Here is a 24,012-nt window from a genome sequence, read left to right on the forward strand (position 1 = left end):
ATTTCGTGAATCGCGCCGAAAAAGAATTGAAAGCGATGATTAACCGCAGAAGAAGCAGTGACACTGTGCCGAGAACGGTAAACTATTCCATTGATTAACATGCAAATCTTTCACTCTGGAGTATTAGTTATAAGCGACATCATCTAATACAGGAGAGAAACATGAAGCGCTATTGTTTAGCCGCCGTGATTACCGCCAGTTTGGGGGTAAGTTACTCAGCACAAGCCTATAACTGTGCCGGAGTGCCAGTGTGGGACAGCAGTACAGTGTATGTTGGCAGTGATAAAGTTCAAAAAACCAACACCGCTTACCAAGCGCGTTACTGGACTCAGGGTAACGATCCGGTAACCCATTCTGGTCAATGGGACGCATGGCAAATTCTTGGACAGTGTGACGGAGGGGCGAATAACCCACCTCAAGTGTCCATTCAATCACCACTCAATAACGCCAAGATCCCACAAGGCTCCGTCGTCGGATTACAAGCCAATGCCTCAGATAGTGATGGCAGCATTACTCAGGTGGAGTTTTTAGTCGGCACACAGCGTATCGCGATTGACCAACAAGCCCCATACCAAGTGGATTGGACGGCAACGCTAGGAGCCACTTCAGTGACCGCGATTGCGACCGATAACCAAGGCGCAACATCAAGCAGTACGGTGAACATCAGCGTAACGCCTACCGGTAACCCAGTTCCGCCAACTGTGACGTTGACTAGCCCGACGGGCAGTGAACAGCTAACCGTGGGCGATGTTTTAGCCGTGGCCGCAAATGCCACTGACAGTGATGGCACTGTCAACGCTGTTGAATTTTATGTTGATGGCCAACTTGTTGTGACCGATAGCTCTGAGCCTTATCAGTTTAATTGGAATGCCGCTGTCGGCAGCCATACCTTTAAAGCCAAAGCGATTGATAACGACAACCTGTCTACCCTGAGCCAAGAAGTGACTTTAACGGTCGGCAGTGGCTCGAATGCAGGTTGCGCGGGTTTACCTGTGTATTCGGCGGGAACCGCGTATTCGGCAGGGCAGTTGGTACAAAATAAGAACCAAAAATATCGCTGTGATATCGCCGGTTGGTGTTCTTCCAGCTCCGGTTGGGCGTATGAGCCAGGTGTTGGAAGTTATTGGAAAGAAGCATGGAGTGGTTTAGGCGCTTGTTCAACGCCACCTGTCGTGACATTAACCAACCCAACGGCTAACCAAGTGATTCTTGCTGGCTCAACCGTCAGTGTGGCGGCGCAAGCCAGTGATGCCGATGGCTCGGTCACGCAAGTGGAGTTTTTTGCAGGCAACAACAGCTTAGGCGTGGTGACTCAAGCGCCTTATGCGGTTAACTGGATAGCCACCACTACAGGGAATCAAACCCTGAAAGCAGTCGCAACCGACAACGACAGTAACACCAGTGAAAGCGCAGTCAGCGTGACGGTGAGCGATCAAGATCTGGTGGTTTCACTGACTTCGCCGACATCCGGCCAAACCGTTGGTCTAGGTAAACCGGTCAATATTGCCGCCGATGCTACGTCACTAACCAATAATGTGGCGAAAGTGGAGTTTGTGGTCAACGGCGCAGTAGTTGCAACGGATACAACAGAGCCTTTTGCTTACAGTTGGACGCCAAGTGCGATTGGTAACTATACCGTTGCCGCGAAAGCGACTGACGCAGCAGGAACGAGCGTGACCTCTTCTGCTGCCGCAATCAGCGTGGTAGAGCAAGCGCAGAAGAAACATCGCTTGATTGGTTACTGGCATAACTTCGTCAATGGTGCGGGTTGCCCAATTCGTCTGGCGGATATGTCACAAGCGTGGGATGTGATTGATATTGCCTTTGCAGAAAACGATCGCAACAGTACCGGAACGGTACATTTCAACCTGTATGCCGGCGATATTTACAGCAGTTGTCCTGCGCTCGATCCTGCGCAGTTCAAGCAAGATATGAAAGCACTACAGGCGAAAGGTAAAGTATTTGTCCTTTCCTTAGGTGGCGCTGAAGGCACCATTACCCTTAACACTGATCAAGATGAAGCCAACTTTGTGAGCAGCCTGACTGCGTTGATCAAAGAATGGGGCTTTGATGGGTTGGATGTGGATCTCGAAAGTGGTTCAAACCTTGTTCATGGCTCACAAATTCAAGCGCGCTTAGGCCGAGCATTGAAGCAAATCGAGAAAAACATCGGTGGTGATATGTTCCTCACTATGGCGCCTGAACACCCTTATGTGCAAGGTGGTATGGTTGCCTACAGTGGAATTTGGGGCGCTTACATTCCGGTGATTAACGAAGTGCGTGACACGCTCGATATTCTGCATGTTCAGCTCTACAACAACGGTGGTTTACCTAACCCATATACACCGAGTGCGGCACCAGAAGGCTCTGTGGATATGATGGTCGCCCAATCAAAAATGTTGATTGAAGGCTTCACCTTAGCCAACGGGACACGCTTTGAACCACTGCGTGACGACCAAGTGGCCATTGGTTTGCCGTCAGGTCCAAGTTCGGCAAATTCAGGTCAAGCTCCAACCCAAAATATCCTTGATGCGTTGGATTGTTTAACCAAAGGAACCCGCTGCGGCACCATCAAACCAGCCTTTGCTTACCCAAATTATGCAGGGGTGATGACCTGGTCAATCAACTGGGATCAACATGATGGCTTTAATTTCTCCAAACCGGTTGGGGACAAACTTAGCCAGATGAATAATGTGCAATAAGCCCTATATGTTTTAAACCAACACCCTAGTTTAGCTAGGGTGTTTTCTTTTCTCTTAGAACATCACTTTCTACAATTATTTTTCGGTTCAGTCCTCAATTAATTCTCAATATTTCAAATAATTAGAAAATGGATGAGAGCTTGATGAGCAATTCGCACTTCAGGTTCAATCGAGTGTTCTAAACTAAAAGTGGTAGAAAACTATGTCAGGCTAGGGGGATATTATGATTACAGTTCACAGACATTACCGAGTGGCCGGTAAACCGCAGCTAAATGCTCACATAGAAATTAGCCCGCTTGGGAAATTGAGTATTGATGTAATGGAAACTCACCAACATCATGCCGCAGATTTTGAGCAAGTTAAGTTCGAAAAAAAGATCGGGCATACTCGAATTGTCAGTACTAACAAAAAGCGCCCATGGCAACTTTTTTTGGAAGAGCAAGACGCACGTGAACTAAGCCATCTTATTGAAGATGCGACGGATGAGTTAGAACAGCTAATGAATGATCTCTAATTCTTGTGCAGATTACTCACCCACGGAAATTGGGGTGAATAAAAAGCAAAGAGGTCAGCACATATTATGTGTTGACCTCAATTTTTCAGTTTTCACATTATGACGTGTGAAAACCTTAATCTTAAGTATGGAACTGCTCACACGCCATCATGGTGTTTTCAATTAGGCTTGCAACAGTCATTGGCCCCACACCACCTGGTACTGGAGTGATAAAACTCGCACGCGTGCGGGCAACATCGTATTCCACATCGCCAACCAGTTTGCCTGTATCTAAGCGGTTAATGCCGACATCGACCACAATCGCGCCTTCTTTAATCCATGCTCCCGGAATAAAGTTGGGTTTACCGACCGCAACCACCAAGACATCAGCTTGGCGAATATGGCCTTCGAGATCTTGAGTAAAGCGGTGGCAAGTGGTGGTAGTGCAACCTGCCAGTAACAGCTCTAACGTCATAGGGCGACCAACAATGTTGGAGGCACCCACAATCACCGCATGTTTACCGCGCAGTGGAATGTTGTAACGTTCAAGCAGAGTAATAATGCCTTTGGGTGTGCAAGAGCGCAGTTTCGGAATGCGCTGCGCCAAACGACCAACGTTGTAAGGGTGGAAACCATCCACATCTTTCTCAGGGTGAATACTCTCCAACACTTTGGTGGTATCAATACCCGCAGGTAACGGCAGTTGTACCAAAATACCATCGATTTGCGGATCGTTATTGAGTTCTTCAACCAGTGACAGCAAGGCTTCTTCACTCGCAGTGGCGGGTAAATCGAAAGATTTGGAGACAAAGCCGACTTCTTCACAGGCACGGCGTTTACTGCCGACATACACTTGTGAAGCAGGATCTTCGCCCACCAACACCACTGCTAGCCCAGGGGCTCGTAACCCGGCTTGAACCCGAGCTTTAACACGGGCTGCCACTTCTGAGCGCACCGTTTGCGAAATCAGCGTTCCATCAATATTTTGAGCAGTCATGACTTTCCTTACAGGTTTGGAGCGAAAATTTTTGCGCGCATTGTCGCAGATATTTTTGATAACATCCACAAGCAAACGTTTGCTTTGTTCTGTTTTTCGGCAGTTGAGATGAGATCGGTAAAATATTGCTCATTTGAAACAGAAAGTTAGACAAAGGCGTTGATCTAGCCCGTTTAACTCGTATAATCCTCACCCTGTAGCGCGCCCTTAGCTCAGTTGGATAGAGCACGTGCCTTCTAAGCATGTGGTCACAGGTTCGAATCCTGTAGGGCGTGCCATTATTCTAAGCGCCAGCAAGTGAATTCTTGCTGGCGCTTTTTCATTTCTGCGGTTTTATTTTGCTGGTGTGAACCATACTCTTGCGAGTACGTGAAGAGTGGAATAGCAGGATGGTGACTATCCAATGTATTGAGAATAAGCCGGATACAGCACAGAAGAATTGAGGAAATAAAGTAGCAGTCACTCCTCAATGGAGTGACTGCTACTTGAATTAGAATTTTACTTGGTAGTTCAAGGTATAAGTACGGCCACGGCCTTTGTAGTCATACGCAGCAGCATCGTAGTGAGCGGAATAAACGATCTGCGCACGTTGACCCCAAATGGTGGTGTAGTCGTGGTCAAACAGGTTGAGCACACCAAAACCGAGACTGCCCACAGGCAGTTGGTAGCTACCGACTAAGTCAAAGGTGGTATAACCGTCCAACTTGTTTTGTGCCTCATCTTTGTAGTCAAACATGGTTTGGCTCTGTAACTTAACCGCCAGATCCGCATCATACCAACCCGCCCAAGCACTGGCTTTTGATGTGCTGGCTTCGCCTGCTGTCATATCTTCCCAGCCGTTATCGCCTTTGACTTTCGAGACCACGTAGTGACCTGACGCACCCAATTGAACATTGGTGTGTACCCAGTAAGACGCCATGGCCTCAAACCCGTAAACACGTTTCTTATCTTCCACTTCTTCAATCAATAAGGTTTGCTTGTTGTAAGAAACAGATTTATCCGAGGTGGAATAGTAGGCTGCAGTTTGCAGGTTGAAACTGTCTTTCTCTAAGCGATAGCCCAGCTCAACGCTGTTGGTTTTAATGCCTGACATCTTAGAGCTATCGACATTGATACTGTCTTGCAACGTCCAATGGCTGCCGACCAGTTTGTAGTTGCCTTGGCCGTAGTATTTCGCAGGATCTGCCAGATCGAAACCTTGTGAGAAGTTAGCCCAAACTTGCGAGTGGTTATTGAGATGATAAAGCGTACCTAAGTTGAACAGACCCACGTTGTAATCAGTTTCGCCTCCCGGTACGGCATCGGCAGAAGTCCCTTTACCTTCAGCGATGTTCTTCTGCTGCGGGTAGCCTACGAAGTCATCGATTTTATTGACCATATGCTGGTAACGGAAGCCACCTTCGACTGACCAGTCGTCAGTGATGTCGTAACCTGCTTGAACAAAACCGGCGACAGAACCTACTTTAATCCCAGGGTAACGGCCCACTTGCGCGTAAGTACGGTTGATGAGGTTTCCTGAGTTGTTGGCGGTGGTTTTGTCATACAGGGCTTGGTTGCTGTCTAACTGATCTTGATAAGCATCAATCCCATACACCAGATTCAGTTTGTCAAAATTCTTCGCCAGAGCGGCCTTGAGTGAGATGACATCCGTGATTTGCTGGCCAGAAGACTGGTAGTAAGGGGTATAAGTTTGATCTTCTTTACGGTAGGAGGCTTCTGCAATCAGTTGGTGATTCAAGAATTCATCATTGACGTAAGACGCACTCAGCATCATACGTTCCGTGCCGTGTTCGCGGTCTGAGTCAAAGCCGTTTCTCACGTCCACAAACTTGTTATTGACGATGTACAGGCCGTAAGGGGAGTCTTGCTGGCTATCATAGTATTGCGCCAACAGGTTGAGTTTTTGAGTTTCAGAAATATTCACACCCACAGTCGTCATCAAATCAACGGTTTGGTTGAATTGCAGAGATCCTTGTGAAATGTCGGGTGTGACGATATCGCCGTTGGCATCAAAGAAACCTTGGGTTTCTGTGTAAACCACAGAAGCGCGCGCTTGAACTTTATCGTTACCACCAGAGATGGATTGGCCGACTTTGTAGTCAAAATCTTCGTCAGAATTAAAACCAGACGTTGCGCCGACGTAAGATTCAAATTCGAGCTCTTGGCTTGTCGCTTTTTTTGTGATGATGTTGATTACACCGCCCGATGCGCCCGCACCGTAGATAGACGTTGCACCAGAAAGCACTTCGATACGTTCAATGTTAAACGGGTCGATAGAGTCCATATGGCGACTGATTTGACGTGAAGATTCGAGGGATACACCGTCGATCATCACCAGCATTTTGCGTCCACGCAGATTTTGGCCGTAGTTGGTCCGTGCGCCTGAGCTGACATCCAGTGATGGAATGGCAGATGCGAGAATCTCGCCTAATGTTTTACCACCACGATATTCTTGCTCAATCTGCTCTGAATCGATGTACCAAACGGTTCCCGGGATATCACTGATCGCTTTCGGGGTACGGCTTGAAACCACAACCATTTCGTCAAACAATGTTTGTTCTTCTGCTACAACGGGCGTGGTAAAGATGACACTGGCTACGGCAATTGCTGCCGCAGACAGTGACAAAGGTGTGGATGGTAGCAATTTTCCTTTTGTAGATTTCATTTTCTTCTCTATACGTAGGTAAAAATAAGCCCTTAGGCCACTTGGGTGTTCGGGGCAGATTGAAATGCCACTCACCTTTGGAGTGAGTGACAAAAAAGTGAGCTTAAGCGACCAATTTCTTCGTGATGGCGCTAGGCGATAGCCAATCAATCATTCCTTTTCCGGAGTCGATCTCGAAAATAGTTTGTCCCGCAAGGCGATTGATGATGCGTGCACTGCGCCACGCCATAAGGCTAAGCTGCGGCTCGGCAATACCATGGCTATGCATCCCCGCATTCACGGCGAAGATCTTGTTACGTTGTTGTCCTTCCCACTTAAGCTCAAAGTCAGGCGTCATTTGGTAACGGTTGTGCTCATCAAGATCGAGCAGCGGTAGAATGGTGTTCAAACAAGCGGGATATGGTGCTTCAAAGCCCGTCGCCAGAATAACGATGTCTGCTTCGTACGTTTCTAAACACGGCCCCAGTGCATTGCTGGCGGTCAGTTTGAACGCACTGCCTTGTGCACTCATTTGAGTTAAGGAGCGGTGTGGTAGCAGCCTTACCCATTTGTCTTCCTTGAGTACATCGAATCGGTGGTAAAGCTCTTGATAAATGGTTAACAAGGCTTTTTGCGTTACGCCATCCGAGGTCAGTTTCTGGTTTGCCACCTCTTTACGTTTGATGCTCGGCGACAAATGAACGAAAGCATCCACGTAATCGGGCGCGAAAAATTCATTGGTAAACGCGGCTTCATCGAGAGGTTGATAATTGGCGCGGCGAGATAGCCAGTCGAGTGACTTGGGTTTGCCCCATTTCTGCTGCAAAGCGTTAATGAAAATATCTGCACCGCTTTGCCCGCCACCAATGATCAGCACACGTTTGCCAGTGAAGTCTCGCTCTTGTAGCCCCACGTCTGCGGCGTGGAACACGCGCTCACCAAGGTGTGCTTTGGCGCATTCGGGTACTGAAGGAATTTTGCCTGTGCCAATGCAGAGATTTTTCGCTTGGTAAGTGCCTTGATTGGTGTGCAGCGTAAATGCCTCGCCGGTGTATTCCACCTGTTCAACTCGGGTTGAAAACTGAACGTTATCCAACTGATGAGCTACCCAAGCGAGGTAGTCTGAAAACTCGTGACGGCTGATACATTTGAGTTCAGCAGATAAAAAACGATAAAACTTTTTGTTCTTCACCAGATAAGAGATGAAGGAGTAGCGACTTTCTGGATTAACCGCGCTCACCAAATCTTTTAAAAACATGGTTTGCATGTGGGTGTTATCAAGCAGTAATCCCGGGTGCCAAGAAAAATGGTCACGGCTTTCAAAAAAGCGTGCAGAAATTTGCGGTTTATCCGCCAGTAGAGCAGCAATGCTGAGGTTGAAAGGGCCGACGCCGATGCCAGCGAAATCAAGTTTGGCGTTGTTAGTGTGTTCCATATGAGCAATCCTTTTTTAGTCATCTAGGCTTCGTTAACCTTAAAGTTATGGTTATGCGGTTAATTAGCCTTGGTGTTCCAGTGCTTTGGTCAATGGGTTGTTGAGCATGTCATCCATGTCAGGCAGCATCCTTGATGCGCTGGCATCGGTGCTGTGGCGAAACTTGGCTAAGTTCAGCCCGATCCGTAAAATTTTCGGCTTAAACAGGTCGAACTGTTCAAACCTTGGTTGGTACTCACGATGGGCGGCCATGTAAGCTTTCAGTCGGTCACCGAGCAGACGGTAAAATTGCGGCTCAGAGAAGCCCAATTTGGCCACTAAGGGCGAAATAAAACGTAACGTGGTAACAAAGTGCCCAGTTTGTAAGTCATGAATAATCAGGTGTTCTGGCAGGCGAACGGTGACTTTTTTCACGCTGTCATCCAGTGAAGCCTGTTCTGGATACTCACTGCTGACTAAGCGCATATCGCCTTGGAAATCCTTGAGCAGAATGCGTTTCGGGGCGTAGTTCTCCAGCACTAAAGTGACGTTCTGCCCATGCGCAATCAGCGAGACACCGTATTTGCACAGCAGGTGGTAATAGGGAATGACCACCGCATCAAACAGTTTGCTGAGCCAAGCTTCGAGGGTTAACCCAGAGGCTTGAACGTATTCTGCAATCAGCGGTTGACCTTGATTGTCACTTTCCATCAGCGCCGCCATTAAGATGGCGCGTTCACCAGCTTTTAATTTGGAAGCCGCCGATTCACGCCAAATCACCCCGAGCAGTTCGTGGTAGCGATAGGGTGCATTGGGCAACAGTGCATAGTCCGCTTGGGCGGCGAAGGCGGCTGCGGGTTCTTGCAACACTTCGGCTTGTTTCGCGATCAGTAGGGGATCAGACTTAAACACCTGATCTATCCAGTCAGAAGCCGTAGGGCCGGCCAAAATGTAGCGCCCCGGAATCCCTCGGTAGCAGGAGGTATTCATTACCGTGAGCGGCAACTTGATGTCGTAACTCGCAGGACGAGTGACATTACTTAATGTGCGTAGTGACAGTTGAGGCAAGAAGTGATCGCCAAACTCGCCTAAATACACCAACTGCTTAGTCGCGATTTCACGTACAAACAGCAGGGCAAGTTTATTGCTCCACTGCCAAGGGTGAACCGGAACATAACGATAATCGTGGAGTTCAAGTTGATAGGAAGCCAACAAACTGTCCATCTGCTTGATTTCATCGGGCGTGATGGCGCTTTGCAGTAAGGCTTGCCATGTGACTTCATCGTTGGTGGCGAGCTGCAAAATCGAGTGATGAACCGCGACCCAACCCAGTTGGAAAGTGCGTTCCGCTTCTGGTGCATACCGCTTTAAATCATCGTTGCCCCAACCGCGGCGGCCTTTGTTGAACACAAATTTCGGATGTCCATCAAAGTAGGTTTGCTGTTGCTCGCACGGCAGCATGGCCAGATCTCGCGCCGTCATGGCTTGCTTGCGCTGCATCAGCTTGCAATCACCGAGTAAGGTGGCATTGAGATCTTCGAGATGTTCGGCGAAGGCGTCATCCGGCATCTTGAGCAGAGGTTGTAGATCGCGCATCAATAGCGCCGCAGAAATCGGCTGCTCCGTCTCGATGTCGGCATGGCGAGTAATGGAAGTCGGGTCAATCATGACCTGCCCCCAAATATTCTCTTCGCCAGCAAAGCAATAACGTGTGCCATTTTCTAAGTTGAGCTGATAACCCTGTGCGGTTGGCTCAAATTGAAATGCTTGCTCGTAAGCGAACTCACTGAGGATTTTGCCCACCATCTTCTGATTGGCGGTTGCCCAGTAACGATGTAGCGCTAACTGATCCATTACCACCGCTCCGCAAAAAACTGTTCACGGGTCAGCATCAGCAGTGCCGAACGTTTATGGGGGAAATTGAACTCAAAACACTTGCGGTAACCCAGTGGCAAGATGCGATTAAATAAGCGTTCATTGTCAGAACGAGGCTCAAGCACAACGCGGTTGGTGCGAACATCGTCAATAAACAAGTAGTGGCTGATGGCGCGCATCCAAGCGTTGAAAAATTTAGGGCCACGGAAGGCTTGTTCACCGACGAGCAAATGGATGCCACGGTCATAATTCTCTACTGCGTAGTATGGGCTGAGTCGATCTTCAGCAACCCAATAGGCTTCCACATAACCAAACGGTTCACCGTTAAATTCACCAATCAGCGGAATGATGTGTGGATCAGCAAGGCGCTGCTCAAGAAATTCGGCGAGTTTTTCTTCACTCCATGCTTGTTCCCAAAAATGCGCCACGCGAGGGTCGTTCATCCAGCGTGTGAAGCGTTGCAGATCTTTATCCAGCTCAATCACTCGGAAACTGACGTTCAACTCGGCATCAAAATCATACCTTTGGTACACCTGGCCTTGCGGCATAGGCGGACGTAAAGGGTGATGGCGGTATTGGTTGTTGGATTGAATAAGCTGCAGTGGGAAATTGCTTGACGGTTTGTGTTGGTGCCAAGTGAGTGGCAATTGGTAAAAAGCGCAGCGAGATACCTTTTGATCAATCAAAGGTAAGAGTTGCTCAATCCAAGTTTGAATCTCAGGGTCACGAGCCACCACTTTCAGCGCATCAATCTGTTTATCTTGGCTGAACAACTGGTCCATTTCGCGCACGAGTTGCGGGGCAATCTCAGAGCAAACCAAATCACTGGCGTGCAGGGTCAATTCAATAACCGGTTGAGGATCGGTGCTAAAAATGAAGGTATTGAACTTAGACATGAGTAATTTCCTCAACACGAGCCAGAGGGTTAGGTAAATCGAAATAGATCACAGCCGGATCGGGAATGGAGTTTTCATTAAAATTTTGTAAGTAACAGAAAAAGTTACCTTTACAGCACAGCGCCTCACTGGTCAGTACATAGCGCAGGCAGAGATCATCCTTCACCCCGCTTTGCAGCAGCGCGTTAAGGTTGTGATACAGAATCTCGATGAGCTCACTCTCTTCCACATCCAAATTCGCGCAGATCGCAGAAATCAGATTGAAGGTGGAGTTGATGATGAGGTAGTAAGCGAAGTAGCGGCGTACTTTGTCTTGGTTCCAGTAGTTTTCGAGCGCTTCTTTTTGATCGCCAAGTTGTTCGCCAAACAGCTTAAATGCCAAATCGGTATAGCCAGTGCCTTGGCAGTCGCGATAGTACATCCCCACCGGGAAGCCTTGCTCTAACTGCATGACGATATTTTGCTGGTGGGCTAAAAACACAATCCCAAAATTGGCCTGCAAGTGGAACAAAGGCACAACGGCATGGCGGCAATAAGCATCAAACCATAGGCTGGCTGCCTGATGCGAAGAAAGGTGTTGTTGTGTGGCGTAATGCTGAATGCGCGCCGCCACAAGGCTACTGCCACCATATGGGTTTTGTTGGGTGAGCGTTGCCAATACCACGGCTTCTTCTGCCGGATAATCCATCAATGGATTGTCTCGAAATGCCACAAGGCTCTCGTCAATGATTTTGCCGTTCAGATCTTTCAGACCGATATAGGCAGGTTCTTGCATCAACTGGAAACCTTGCCCGTTACCGAGCTGTTGTGCCAGTTGTGGATGCTGGAACAGATCATTGAGTCGTGTTCCGCGAATCACTTCTTTCAGTGACAGGTTACGGATGGAATTGGTGAGTTTGACGCTGAGCGAGAACTTGAGCATGTAAGGCAAACCCGGCGCATAAAGTGAGCGTGTGGACGAGGTTGGATACCAAGTTGCACCGAGTTGGCCTAGATTCTGGATTTGCTTGGTGGCGATGTAGCCTTTAATTGATGGATTCTCTGCCATGACATGCCATTGCCATGGATGTACGGGAAGCAGCCCATGACCTTGTTGCTGCGCACTCTGCAAAGCGTCAACTAATGCAGGCTCATGCGCGATAAGTGCTTCAAATCGCTGGTTGAAATGAATGTCAGCAGAGCTACCGCTAGTGAGAAGTGATTGTTCGACGCTCAGCCAGAAGAGTTTGAATTGCCCACCGAGTTCGGGTGAGTAGAGCTTAGCATCGCTCAAAGTAAATTGTTCACGGCTTTTGGGGGCAGGGTGGAAAGAGTGGCCAATCAATAACCCCTGTTCTGCGGTTTTAAAATCCAGTTGTTCGGTAAATAACTGCTCTTGATAGGGAGAGTGTTCGATGGCCTGTTCAGTGTTGCGATGACTTTCTAGAACTCGTTTAGTGAAAATGGCTTTTTGCGCTTCGCTGACTATGCCGACGAGTGCCGGCTCGTTAACTATGTGTTCAATGAGCTGCTCGACACTCAGCGTTTTAATGCTGTCTCGCGTCTGCAAAAGTGCAGGCAAGCAATATTCATGGCTCCCAAGTGAAGAAAAATAACTGAGAGGGATAGTGATGGAGTCTGAGTTTGCCAGAGGGAGTCGATAAACACGTTTTCCATCTTCACCACAAAGTAGTTGGACTGATTGACTCTCACGGGCTAATGAATTGAGAAAACACGCGATAGAAGGTTCATTCGTGTTGGCCCAATCGTTTGATTTTTCGAGGTTAATCCGCTCGTTGTTGCGATGCATTCCGTTTCTCGCCGTCTTATTAATCAAAATACATGCTAATGCTAATTATTATCATTTGTATGATCAATAGGTTTTTGTAGATTTGTGCGAATTTTTTGTTAAAAAAGTAATTGAATAATTAAATCAATTCGTTAGATGTGTATTGAGAAAGCAGGGAATGAGGAAAGAGCAGAGAAGGCTAACGGCGTAGCCTTCTAGAAGATCGCATACGGTTAACGCCTCATCAGATACAGGAAGTAACCACCACCAATGAGAGAAGCGAGCAGGCCAGCCGGGAATTGCCAAGGGAACCAGAGATTACGTCCAACCCAGTCCGCCAGCACCATCACGATTGCGCCGAGCAAAGCGGCGGTGAGCATTTGTGCACGCGGTTGGTATTGGTGCAGCGAACGTGCAATATGGGGTGCCAGTAAGCCGATAAAACTTAAAGGGCCAATCACTATGGTGCAGAGTGTGGTGAGGGCAGCAACAAGCAGCAGCAAGACTAAGCGAACTCGAGTGGCATTCATGCCAAGGCTTTGGGCGGTCACTTCGCCCAACTCGATGATCGCAACCCATCGTTCGAGCAACAGTGCCACGCTAGCAACGAGCCCAACACCTACCGCCAGTAAATAGATATCGACAGTGGCAACCAGATAGGTGGAGCCCGAAAGCCAAGTAAGCAGCGCCGTGGCGTTGTCATGTCCTGAACTCATCACAACACGCAGCAGTGCATCCAGGCCCGCGCTCAAGGCTATCCCCGTCAATAAGGTTTGGCTTGGTGCAAAATTGTGTTTGCGCCCGATAAACCAAATCAAAGAAGTGACTGTCAGCGCGCCTAATGTCCCTAACAGCATTTGTTCATCACGCTCAATCGCGATTCCGAATGTACTGCCGAGCACAATCGCGAGTGCAGCTCCGGAGCTAAGACCGAGCACTTCTGGGCTTGCCATAGGATTATTGGAGATGCGTTGAATGAGGGTACCCGCCAATGCCAGCCCGATTCCAGCAAGGAGTGCGGTGAGTACACGGGGAGCGCGAAGCTCCAACAGCGTTGGATTAAGAGTTAGGCTCCAGCCTGTTTGCCCTTGCCCGAATACTAATGCGCACAGGGCTACTACGCTAAGTAGGCCAAGCATAATGAAGAAAACTCGCGCGGTACTGACTTTTCGATAATGCTCAACCGGCTCTTCGCGAGCCCGAAGCTCGGAAAGAAGTTTAGTGCGTTGCAGTAGCCACAACAGGAAAGGCGCACCGAGTAAGGCCGTCATCGCGCCAGTGGGCAGCAGTTCTCCCCCCACACCAGAGAAAGGTTGGATCGCTAAATCGACAACCAACAGCATCAGTGCGCCAATCATGCCACTACTCAGCAATTGGGCGGTGAGTTGTCGGATGCCGAGCAATCGGGCGATGGCTGGAGCGACGATTCCAATAAAACCGATCAAGCCCACTTCACTGACCACTGCCGCGGTAATGAATATCGCCAACCCAAGGCAGAGTAGCTTGATTTGCTTGATGTTGACTCCCAAAGACGAAGCCACGCCATCCCCAAATTGCAGCGCGGACAGTGGGCGTTGCAGCATCAGTAATAGCAATGTTGGGAAAATGATTAAAGGCAGTAGAACTTGCGCGCTATTCCAGCCATTTTGGTTTAGCGCGCCCGCTCCCCAAACAAAAATACTGGTGAGTTTTTGCTCGTGCAGCATCAGCAGCATGGTATTGAATGAGCCAAAGAAGAGACTAACTACCATTCCCGCTAAGATCATGTGCAGTGGAGCAAAACCACGGCTGGCACTGAGCAAAAACACCAGCCCAGTTGCGAAGCAACCACCTAAAAAGGCAGGTATGAAGTTAGGTATCGCCAACCCTGTTGGAAGCAGCAAACTCAGTACCATGCCGAGTTCTGCCCCCGTGGCCACACCCAGCGTGGTTGGTGACGCTATCGGGTTACGCAGTACAAACTGCATGACACAACCTGCTACTGCGAGGGCAAAGCCACATAGCAGCGCAACACAAAGCCGTGGAAGATAAGTCAGGTAGGTGATCACATGCTGATAATTGCTCTGGTCAAAGTGCCACACGGTATCCCAAATGAGGCTAATACCTTGCGAATAAGGGGCGGTTGTCTGCAGCAACACGGCAATCAGACAGAAAACCACAACCAAGAGCAGAGTGTTTGTCGGGAGTTTCATTTTGTTGGGGTGGGGAAGGCTCACTGTATTCATCATTGTGCGGTTAACCGCTCTGTGATGTGGTCACTAAAACGCTGCGCAGCAATAAGACCACCAAAGGTCCAAATTGGAGGAAGCTCATAGACCGAATTCTCGCGCGTAAACGCCATGACCTGCCATAGCGGAGACGTTTGCAGCACTTGGCGATCTTGTGGTTTGAGTGGGCCAAACAGCATCACATTACTTTGTTGATGCTCGGCGAGTTTTTCTAAGCCCGTTGTGGTAAATCCCCATACATTGCTTTGCTCATGCCAGCTATTGCGGAGTCCCATAGCGGTGATCGTTGCGTCCGCTAGTGAGCCTTGACCATGAATGCGCAAGGTTTTGTCGTTAATAAAACGTACGAATAGAAGGCTTTTGATTGTTGGGGATTGTGCGCGAATTTTCTCGCCATTGGTTGTCAGTTTGGCTTGAGTTTGCGCAATCACTTGCTCTGCTTGCTGCTCTTTACCGAACAATTGGCCTAAAGAACGAGTGATGGACTCGGCTACCTTAAGCGGCTGTTTTTGTTCATTGTAGAGAGTTAAAACCACCACAGGCGCGATTTTATTGAGGGGCTCATAAGCGGCAGCCATCTGCTGACTCATCAAAATGACATCGGGTTTGAGTTCACTCAGTAGTTCGATATTGGGTTCACGTCTTGAACCGACATTAGTTACGGTGGGATTCAGTGCAGGCTCAACCACCCATTCTTGATAGCCTTTGGCATCCGCTACACCTTGTAGCGCCACCCCTAAACTGAGTGCGGTTTCGGCTAATGCCCAATCCAGTGCAACCACTTTCTTTGGTGGTGCTGAGAAGGATGCGTTGCCCATCTCATGTTGAATGTCTAAGGCGTGTGCATGAACTGCCAACATGGAAACCAGCAGAGTGATAAACGTCTTCACAACAGGATCCTTTTGTCTGTGATTTAAGGGATATAGCTAATGGCTTGTCCGGTGCGTGGGTGAGGAAAGAGCGCCAGTTCCATGCCATAGATTTGCATCAAAGTATCACGATTCATTAACTGTTCTGGCGTACCATGCGCGATGACTCGACCGGAATGCAGTGCAATTAAATGATCACTGAACTTGGCCGCCATATTCACATCGTGGAGCACCATGATCACTGTGAGCGCTAAGCTTTGGTTCAGTTCGCGGATCAGGGCCAACAACTCATGTTGATGCGCTACATCAAGGGCTGAAGTGGGCTCATCCAGCAAGAGTGTTTTACTTTGCTGGGCGAGTAACATGGCAACCCAAGCACGCTGCCTTTCTCCGCCTGAGAGGGTGGCAACAAAACGATCTGAAAATTCACTCAAGCCCACCTTGGTCATCGCTTCATCCACAATGGCGTAGTCTCGCGCATCGTAACGCCCTAAAGCCCCTTTCCACGGGTAGCGGCCAAAACAGACCAACTCGCGCACCGTAACCCCTGCAGTCAGTGGTGGGTGTTGGGGCAAATAAGCCACTTGGTGAGCAAACTCGATATTATTCAGGTCATGGACAGGCTGGTCACCATAGAAAACGTGGCCTGAAGTGGGCTTATTTTGTCTGCTGAGCAGTTTAATGAGGGTAGATTTACCACAGCCGTTATGACCGAGTAGAGTCGTGACCTTGCCAGACTCGAAGGTCAGATTAGTGGTTGAGAGAATAGGCTTCTCATCAATGCTAAATGTGGCGTCGACAAGTCGAAACATAATGTAATGGAAAGTTGATTTATTGGTTACGAGCAGGTTATGTTAACACGGTAAAATATAAATGATAATTGTTTTTATTGTCATTGTGCATAACTGGAACATCAAAATGATGGCCTAATCTGACTTAGCAATAGCGACGATCACTATGTTTCTTTTGAAAAAACAGTCTTCCCAATTGGGGGTGATTGGCTTGGCAGCAGCGTTAATGGGTATTGGCCAAAACGGACTTTTGGTTTCACTGCCTTTTTTGGTCGAACAATCGGCGTTTGACCTTCCCACATGGTCTATTTTGATTGCGCTCGGCAGTTTTTTATTTCTTCCCTCTGCGCCATTTTGGGGAAGGGTTAGCGACCAACATGGCCCCAAGCATGTGGTGATTCAAGCTCTTGCAGGTATGGCGGTGAGCTTTTCCTTGTTGGCTCTGTTTGCTATGGCCAGTCGGGATTACCCATCAATGGTGGTGTTGTGCTTGATTGGGTTGGCCGTGGCTCGAATAACTTATGGCTGTACAGTGTCGGGAATGGTACCTGCTAGCCAGCACTGGGCGATAGTATTGTGTGGTGAGCAAAATCGGTTACAAGCCATAACGTCAGTCAGCATCGGGTTGAGTGTGGGGCGTTTGATTGGCCCCGTTATTTCGCTGTTAGCGCTGAAAGTGTCACCATTCGCGCCCTTATTCATGATGGTGCTGCTACCTATGGTCGCTCTGGTCGGTACCTGCTTCTTGCCCACGCCACAGCTTTCCTCTCCAGAAAATCGTTCTGGCTCCTCGTTGCCTTGGTTGCCAAGTCGCCGTTTGTGGCGTTTTCTCGCCAGTGGATTACTGCTATGTACGGCCATTTCATTACTGCAATACAGCTTTTCACCACTGCTCAGTGCGCTGACCGATTGGCCGACGAGCCGCATTAGTGATGCGATTGGGCTGCTTCTCACCATTAGCGCTGCTTGTACTTTTTTGACTCAAGTGATGGTGATTAAGAAAAAGAAATTGTCAGCAGAGCAGATGTACCGCTTTGGGGCAGGGCTGTTGGTGGTGGGTTTGGCTTTATTTTTAGTCACCCATGTCTGGGTGTTAGCCTTGGCGATGGTATTAACGGCGTGCGGTGCGGCGTTGCTTGTTCCTGCTTATACCACAGCGGCAACCACTCAGTATGCTGATGCACCGGGAGCGGTCGTGGGTTACATTTCCATGTCACACACCATCGGCTATGGTTTAGCGTCTTTGTTGGCCTTTAGTGCAACGTTTTCGCCATATTATCCGATTTATTTGTGTGTATTCTTCGCGTTGATCATTGTATGGACAGCCTTTGCGCCTGCACCATCCAAGTCAGTCCACGCTGAAAGTAACTCTTAACTCTTAACTCTTTCGCTTAATTTTTATTGTCGGGATGTCTTGGGCAGTCTCGACAGAGTTTGCGACCTTGGCACTTATACACCAAGCAGCAACTGGTTCGAACGTGAGAGAGAGTCTGAGTCTCGGGGCTGTAACTTAAGGATTGCGCTAACTTGGTGGGTAAACCACAGGCTTCTAACCATAGATGGGCTTGTGCCAATAACTCCTGCTCAGAAAGATGAGGGTAAAACGCCTGAAATCGGGTTAAGCAACCCAACACACTGTCTGCAAAAAGATGATGAGTGAACCCCGGCCGGATGCGTGTCCACACTTCCATTTCGAGACGAAAATATTCGAACAGCTCGACCAACTCTTTGCCAGCCTGAATAATCAGCTCGCGCTCGGCTCCTTCATGGTATTTCAATGAATTGAAGTGAAAGCCACTCACAAAGTTTGTTTGAACATTTTGCGCGATGGAAGATAACTGTGGTAAACCACGGCAAGCGTAAATGGCCACAAAAGCCACATAGATGGGCTGCCAGCACAACAATGTCCACGTGCGAGTTAACCAGTAGGCGGCTCCGGCTTCTGGGTGGCTTTCTTGCAAATTTTGATAGAGAGTTTGAATACGCTCAGAGCATGCGTGATCCCATTGGATCACCGGCTCTGCTTGAGCGGAATCTGATGCCCATTGACCGTCGAGATAAGGCGTGATTTTGCGGGAGTGTTCAAAGAGTTCGGCGAAGAAAACAGGTTCGGTCATGAGATCGGAATTAGGTAATGCATGAATGTGGGCAGCTTAAAGAAAGATATTCCATGTTGCAATTAATTCTCATTAACTTGGTGGTTGGCGGTAAAGTGTTACATGAAAATGAACACAAGCTGTGCGACCTCTCGGTTTTTTTTATGCCCCCTATTTACAAAGCCATCAGGTGGTGCAAGGATCCGCGTGCTCAGGGAAAGGTAAGTCCAAACTAGATATCACCATCCTGCCGTATTACCCAATATATTCAACTGCTTATCCGCATTTTTAGTCGACTTGGTACTGTTGCTATTGCCAATTTATTGGACTGAAAACGCAGGGAGATACCCATGAAACGCATCCCCGCATTGGACAGTATCCGAGGATTATTGTTGGTGCTGATCACCTTCAACCATCTTATCTGGTACAGCGGCGGCACAACCATATTGCAAATGATCACTCATGAACCTGTTGGTGTATTTGGCGCCGCTGAAGGTTTCATTTTTATGTCCGGGCTTCTGGCTGGCATGGTTTATAGCCGTCGAGAGTACACTGATCGCCAAGCGGCCGGAAAGGTGTGGCATCGTGCTTTAACGATATACAAATATCATATCGCAGGGTTATTTATCGCCATGCTGTGGTTTTTGATAGGTAGCCATTATTTTGCGGAACAAGTGACTGTATTTGGTGGCAGCTTTAGTAACCTACCTACTATGCCTTTCATGACCATGCTGATGAGTTTCCTACTGCTCAATAAGCCTGCCTATCTGGAGATTTTGCCACTCTACATCATGTATATGTTGCTATTTCCACTGGCACTCTTGGTTTTTCGTCGTGGCTATCTCAAATGGGTACTTGTCCTGAGTGTGGTGGTATGGGCGAGCAGTGGCTGGATTCAAGCCTCGATGCTTGCCCCTCTGTTTAAGTGGCTTTCGGCAGAATACATTCCTGAGCTGGGTTACTTTGATCCGTTTGCTTGGCAAGTGCTGTTTTTCTTTGGCGGTGCGCTAGGCTACAGCAAGCGTCAAGGTGATTTGGTTTGGTATCATCCTAAAATAGCGTGGCTTTGTGCTGCCATCGCTTTACTTATCTTTATGGCTTACCGCGATCTTTTAACGCCATTCGGTATTACTAAACAGATGGTGTATGCGGCATCCAGTAAGCCAGAGCTTGGCTGGTTACGTGTACTGAGTTTGAGTGTATGGATCTACTTAATCTCTGTTGTGATCCGCTTTTTCCCGACCGCATTAGTGTATGAACCGCTGAGCTATCTTGGCCGTCATTCATTACAAGTTTTTACTTGGCAAACCGTGCTGATTTTTATCACCGCACCTTGGCTTCTGACTACGCGCGAATCGATGTGGCACACACCAATCATTCTGCTGCTTTGCACGACGTTATGGATACCCGCTTGGTTACAGACTCTGCGTAAAGAGAAGCCGATCAATCTGTCATCTGCTGTGGTGGTTTGTCTTTCACTGGTTTTAGTGATGACGACAAATTTTACGACTTTCCCTGAACCGCCCAAAGCTGACATTGTGGCGATCAGTGATGAGGTTACCGCAGATGCCTTACCTAGCAGTGACATTATTAGTAGTAATGATCTGCTGAGTGAGCCGATGAACAGTGATGAGACACCCGTGAACTGAGCCGGAATAAACTGTCCCGTGTATGTTATGCCGATGCCGTTTTTAGCTGCATCGGCTAACGCAGTTGTCCGTATTCCCACGTACTTTTTCTGAGTACCTTCCTCGCCGGATAATTCTTTATATATAGCCATCAAGACCTTACTGAGATAGACCGTTTTGATGCCGAAGCCTAAGAGCAGCTTTGGTAACTCAAGAGGTATTTCAAATCGGACGACGTCTATTGGACAGCCTATCAAACGTCACATTCTCGCGTTACAGTGAGTTTTTATCATTCACGATTTTTTGAAGCCAGTACAACCTGTGAGAGCCTGAAATGAGCAAGCCCCTTTATGTGTTTGATTTGGATGACACCCTGATTGATGGGGACTGCGCGATGATTTGGAATGCGTTTCTTGCTGAGAAAGGCATTGCGACTGAGCGCAATTTTGTAGAAGAAGATAGAAGGCGCATGGCGCTGTATGCACAAGGCAAGATGGATATGGCGGAATACATTGCTTTTGCGATGCAGCCGTTAGCGCAAGTGCCAAGTACAACCGTGCAAGATTGGGTGGAAGAGTGCGTGTCACGCTTAATTGTTCCGAAACAGTTTGCCCAAGCCCGCGAACTGATTGCGCAGTTAAAGCAGCAAGGTAATACCTGCATCATTATTTCCGCTTCGGTTTCTTTCTTAGTGAAAACGGTCGCTCAACGTTTTGGGATTGAACATGCGTTAGGGATTGACCTTGTGAACCACAACGGTTGCTACAGCGGCGATATTGAGGGCGTTGCGAGCTACCGAGAAGGTAAAGTACTGCGATTACAGAAGTGGTTATCAGAGCAGGATGCAACCTATCACGACATTCATTTTTATACGGATTCCATCAATGATCTGCCGTTATGTGAGCATGCCGATTTCGCGTATGTGGTTAATCCTTGCCCGCGCTTGAAAGCGCAGGCTGAGCAGCAAGGCTGGCCGGTATTAACTTGGGCGGTATAAGGGGTTAGGTTGCCATCCGTCTGCTGATGGATGGCACATCCACTAACTAAAATAAAGCCACACGCCAACCCCAGCCATTAATGATCCTGCAATCCGATTGAGTAAGCGAACATGGTGAGCTTGACTTAATAAGCGCTTTAACCCTTTTCCACCGGTGGCATACAAACTCATACTGATAAACTCGGAAAGCAGAATGATGGCAACCAGCAACGTCAGTTGTGGGGCTAGGCTTAATGATTGATCAATAAAAGGGGGCAGCAATGACACCATAAATGCCCAGCCTTTAGGGTTAGCAATTGCGGTCACAAAACCTTGCACTAATAATCCCCAATCGCTGCCTTGGTAGGTCAAGGATTGCTCGAAATTGATGGCGAGTTTGCCGCGTGATCGCCACATCTGAATGCCAAGATAAATCAGATAGCTGGCCCCAACAATTTTGAACAGGGTAAAAATAGTCGGGTAACGCAACATCACCGCGGCAATCCCAACCACGGCAGAGACAGCCACTAAAGCCACCCCAAGTAGTTCGCCCACCATCATCCACAGTGTTCTTCGATAACCCACGCTCATCCCCAAAGTGAGCGCTAAGGTCATATTCATACCTGGAGTAATCGAAACAAAAAAGAAGGTGGGAATAAACAGTCCCAAGAGCGCAGTATTCATCCGTTATCTCCCTAGCCAGAGGATTCTTGTGTTAGTTCCATTAACAACAACTTCACAATATAGGTTGGGAATAAAATGCGCAATCATTGATTTTGTATTCAATAAAACTGCATATCTTGTGTTTGATAAGCAGACTCTCGCATTAAGGTATTTGGCGGTAAGTCAAGGGACGATATACAATCACGCCCCTACGTTGGGATGGAGAGTCTTATGAAGAGAAGGTTATGCTTGGGTGGCGTACTTGTGTCCTCGATTTATTCCGGAATGGTGTGCGCGGATAACGCAAAAAACTGGGAAACGTTCAGTGATATAGGTACGTACAGTCTAGTGGGCTTGGCGCTTGCGGTGCCAGCTTATCAAAGCGATTGGCAAGGGTTTACTCAGGCGGGGTTAAGTATTGCAACGGCTTCTGGTGTTGGCTTGTTGACCAAATCTTTAGTGGATGAAGAGCGACCCGATGGCAGCGGTAATGACAGTTTTCCGTCTAACCATACCGCGAACGCTTTCGCCGCCGCGACGACACTGAATATTCGCTACGGTTGGGAGATTGGACTGCCAGCTTATGGTATGGCGGCGTTATCAGGCTTGGGTAGGGTTGAAGGTAATAAACATTACTGGCGTGATGTACTTGCGGGTGCTGTATTAGGAAGTGTATCAGCGTGGATGTTTACCGAGCCGTTTGATGACTCGGTACAAGTATTACCTTGGATTGAAGGAGACCAAGCAGGTATTAGCGTTACGATGCGTTGGTGATAGAGAGAGATGCCCCTTCCAAAGTTTGAATGGCTTCTCTCACTGACACTGGCAGTTGGGCTTTTTCTCCAGTTTTAAAGTTAAACATGACCACAGTGGCGTTACCGACCGTAGTCACTTTACCGAGTTTTTGGCTCACCACTTGGTATTCCATGCTAAAGCGATCTGCTTGAACAGAGGTAATGCGTGAACCAATCAGCAGCGTATCGGGGAAAGTGACTGGGATTTTATAACGCGCTTGTGTCTCTGATAACACTGGACCAATTTGGGTGCGTTGTAACTCTTCCATCAGCTTAAGATGAGCGAAGTAATCAATTCGCGCGGTTTCAAAGTAGCGAAAGTAGACCACATTATTGACGTGTTGCAGTGCATCCATCTCTCCCCATGCGACCACGATTTTCGTGACTACAGGGAAATCTTTTAAAAGCGATTCCATGCCTTTTACTCGTGTTGTGATTAGAACAAATATTCTAACGGTAAATGGCTATTGTAAGCTTGAGCTTGTTATCAAAACGTTAAATTTCTCTGCTGTCGATGGTTTCGCTATCCAGAGTTGCTTGGGTTTGAGTGATGCAGTGAATCGCCAATTGCTGGTAATTTTTTTGCATGACCTGTACGAAATGTTCCGCATCACTAAAACCGGTTAACGGTTCACCAATCACTACATCGCAATTAAAAGGCACGAACATCGCTGTACCTTTGGGTAGCGCGCGCCCCAAACCACGCATGACCACAGGCAATACCGCACGCTCCGGGTGATTTTTGACTAAATGATAAATGCCTTTTTTCAAACCACTCATTATTTCTGGCTCGCCTCGACTCCCTTCTGGGAAAATAATCAGAATATCGCCTTGATCTAAAGCTTCATGGCAAGCTTGCAGTACCGCGTCACGTTCACTGTTTGAGGGGGAGCGATGGATCGGAATGATGCCTATAATATTCAGTGATAACCAAGCCACAAAGGGATTCACCAGAAAGTAATCCGCTGCAGCGACAGGGTGCACTCGGTGAATTAAATGCAGCGGAAACAGAGCCATAAGTACGAGTGTATCTAAATGACTATTGTGATTGGCGGCAATCACCATTGGACCTTGAGTAGGGAGATTTTGGCGTTGCAAAATATTGAGCCCTAAACCAACAAAAACGAGGGGTTTAACGATCAATAGGAAAAACAGCACTTTCAGAATACGCGCCATAT

19 protein-coding genes and 1 tRNA gene are annotated in these 24,012 nt (G+C 48.1%); 7 read left to right on the forward strand and 13 right to left on the reverse strand.

Annotated elements, in window-relative coordinates; all coding sequences use genetic code 11:
- The first annotated feature begins 161 nt into the window (after window positions 1-161).
- Window positions 162-2,702 carry an Ig-like domain-containing protein gene (locus CEQ48_RS09210; RefSeq protein WP_089071031.1) on the forward strand — a complete coding sequence of 847 codons (2,541 nt, stop codon included), beginning with the start codon at window positions 162-164 and terminating at the stop codon, window positions 2,700-2,702.
- Between the two features lie 223 nt (window positions 2,703-2,925).
- Window positions 2,926-3,216, forward strand: coding sequence for a hypothetical protein (locus CEQ48_RS09215; protein WP_089071032.1), 291 nt, complete (start codon window positions 2,926-2,928; stop codon window positions 3,214-3,216).
- A 121-nt stretch (window positions 3,217-3,337) separates the two neighbouring features.
- Here CEQ48_RS09215 and folD read toward each other — a convergent pair whose 3' ends face one another.
- Entirely contained in the window at window positions 3,338-4,192 is an 855-nt protein-coding gene (gene folD / locus CEQ48_RS09220) for a bifunctional methylenetetrahydrofolate dehydrogenase/methenyltetrahydrofolate cyclohydrolase FolD (RefSeq protein WP_181713267.1), read from the reverse strand.
- A 201-nt stretch (window positions 4,193-4,393) separates the two neighbouring features.
- Here folD and CEQ48_RS09225 point away from each other — a divergent pair.
- A tRNA-Arg gene (locus tag CEQ48_RS09225) sits at window positions 4,394-4,470 on the forward strand.
- Window positions 4,471-4,682: 212 nt separating this feature from the next.
- Here CEQ48_RS09225 and iutA read toward each other — a convergent pair.
- The 8 genes from iutA to CEQ48_RS09265 all read right to left on the reverse strand — a co-directional run bounded on the left by iutA (window position 4,683) and on the right by CEQ48_RS09265 (window position 16,698).
- Entirely contained in the window at window positions 4,683-6,857 is a 2,175-nt protein-coding gene (iutA, locus tag CEQ48_RS09230) for an IutA-like xeno-aerobactin receptor (RefSeq protein WP_089071034.1), read from the reverse strand.
- Between the two features lie 103 nt (window positions 6,858-6,960).
- A complete protein-coding gene (locus CEQ48_RS09235; RefSeq protein WP_089071035.1) occupies window positions 6,961-8,271 on the reverse strand; it encodes a lysine N(6)-hydroxylase/L-ornithine N(5)-oxygenase family protein in 1,311 nt (436 codons plus the stop codon).
- A 63-nt stretch (window positions 8,272-8,334) separates the two neighbouring features.
- Window positions 8,335-10,104, reverse strand: a complete 1,770-nt coding sequence (locus CEQ48_RS09240) for an IucA/IucC family protein (protein ID WP_089071036.1) — start codon at window positions 10,102-10,104, stop codon at window positions 8,335-8,337.
- Complete coding sequence (locus tag CEQ48_RS09245; protein WP_089071037.1) at window positions 10,104-11,021, reverse strand: GNAT family N-acetyltransferase; 918 nt, start codon at window positions 11,019-11,021, stop codon at window positions 10,104-10,106. The genes CEQ48_RS09240 and CEQ48_RS09245 overlap by 1 nt, the downstream gene beginning before the upstream one ends.
- On the reverse strand, window positions 11,014-12,810 hold the full coding sequence (locus CEQ48_RS09250; RefSeq protein WP_089071038.1) for an IucA/IucC family protein: 1,797 nt from the start codon (window positions 12,808-12,810) through the stop codon (window positions 11,014-11,016). The genes CEQ48_RS09245 and CEQ48_RS09250 overlap by 8 nt, the downstream gene beginning before the upstream one ends.
- A 212-nt stretch (window positions 12,811-13,022) precedes the next feature.
- The gene (fhuB, locus tag CEQ48_RS09255; protein ID WP_232477891.1) at window positions 13,023-14,981 is read right to left on the reverse strand and encodes a Fe(3+)-hydroxamate ABC transporter permease FhuB; all 1,959 of its coding nucleotides are present in this window, start codon (window positions 14,979-14,981) and stop codon (window positions 13,023-13,025) included.
- 32 nt (window positions 14,982-15,013) lie between these two features.
- A complete protein-coding gene (locus tag CEQ48_RS09260; RefSeq protein WP_089071040.1) occupies window positions 15,014-15,907 on the reverse strand; it encodes an iron-siderophore ABC transporter substrate-binding protein in 894 nt (297 codons plus the stop codon).
- Between the two features lie 23 nt (window positions 15,908-15,930).
- Window positions 15,931-16,698 (reverse strand): ABC transporter ATP-binding protein, encoded by a 768-nt coding sequence (locus tag CEQ48_RS09265; protein ID WP_089071041.1) that lies wholly within the window; start codon window positions 16,696-16,698, stop codon window positions 15,931-15,933.
- Window positions 16,699-16,843: 145 nt separating this feature from the next.
- Here CEQ48_RS09265 and CEQ48_RS09270 point away from each other — a divergent pair, with 145 nt between their 5' ends.
- Window positions 16,844-18,052 carry an MFS transporter gene (locus tag CEQ48_RS09270; protein WP_089071042.1) on the forward strand — a complete coding sequence of 403 codons (1,209 nt, stop codon included), beginning with the start codon at window positions 16,844-16,846 and terminating at the stop codon, window positions 18,050-18,052.
- A gap of 16 nt (window positions 18,053-18,068) precedes the next feature.
- Here CEQ48_RS09270 and CEQ48_RS09275 read toward each other — a convergent pair whose 3' ends face one another.
- On the reverse strand, window positions 18,069-18,794 hold the full coding sequence (locus CEQ48_RS09275) for a siderophore ferric iron reductase (RefSeq protein ID WP_089071043.1): 726 nt from the start codon (window positions 18,792-18,794) through the stop codon (window positions 18,069-18,071).
- Between the two features lie 329 nt (window positions 18,795-19,123).
- On the opposite strand from CEQ48_RS09275, the gene CEQ48_RS09285 reads away from it, so the two are divergent.
- Both CEQ48_RS09285 and CEQ48_RS09290 read left to right on the forward strand, forming a co-directional pair.
- Window positions 19,124-20,422: an OpgC domain-containing protein gene (locus tag CEQ48_RS09285; protein WP_089071044.1), complete on the forward strand. Its 1,299-nt coding sequence runs from the start codon at window positions 19,124-19,126 to the stop codon at window positions 20,420-20,422.
- 313 nt (window positions 20,423-20,735) lie between these two features.
- Window positions 20,736-21,398, forward strand: coding sequence for an HAD-IB family hydrolase (locus CEQ48_RS09290; RefSeq protein ID WP_089071045.1), 663 nt, complete (start codon window positions 20,736-20,738; stop codon window positions 21,396-21,398).
- A 42-nt stretch (window positions 21,399-21,440) separates the two neighbouring features.
- Here CEQ48_RS09290 and CEQ48_RS09295 read toward each other — a convergent pair whose 3' ends face one another.
- A complete protein-coding gene (locus CEQ48_RS09295; RefSeq protein ID WP_001090436.1) occupies window positions 21,441-22,061 on the reverse strand; it encodes a LysE family translocator in 621 nt (206 codons plus the stop codon).
- Window positions 22,062-22,271: 210 nt separating this feature from the next.
- On the opposite strand from CEQ48_RS09295, the gene CEQ48_RS09300 reads away from it, so the two are divergent.
- Window positions 22,272-22,814, forward strand: a complete 543-nt coding sequence (locus CEQ48_RS09300) for a phosphatase PAP2 family protein (RefSeq protein WP_089071046.1) — start codon at window positions 22,272-22,274, stop codon at window positions 22,812-22,814.
- Here CEQ48_RS09300 and CEQ48_RS09305 read toward each other — a convergent pair.
- Entirely contained in the window at window positions 22,798-23,250 is a 453-nt protein-coding gene (locus CEQ48_RS09305) for an acyl-CoA thioesterase (RefSeq protein ID WP_089071047.1), read from the reverse strand. The genes CEQ48_RS09300 and CEQ48_RS09305 overlap by 17 nt on opposite strands.
- 79 nt (window positions 23,251-23,329) lie before the next feature.
- A complete protein-coding gene (locus CEQ48_RS09310) occupies window positions 23,330-24,010 on the reverse strand; it encodes a lysophospholipid acyltransferase family protein (RefSeq protein WP_089071048.1) in 681 nt (226 codons plus the stop codon).
- Window positions 24,011-24,012 lie beyond the last annotated feature (2 nt).

It is taken from the genome of Vibrio tarriae (genome assembly GCF_002216685.1).
Classification (GTDB): domain Bacteria; phylum Pseudomonadota; class Gammaproteobacteria; order Enterobacterales; family Vibrionaceae; genus Vibrio; species Vibrio tarriae.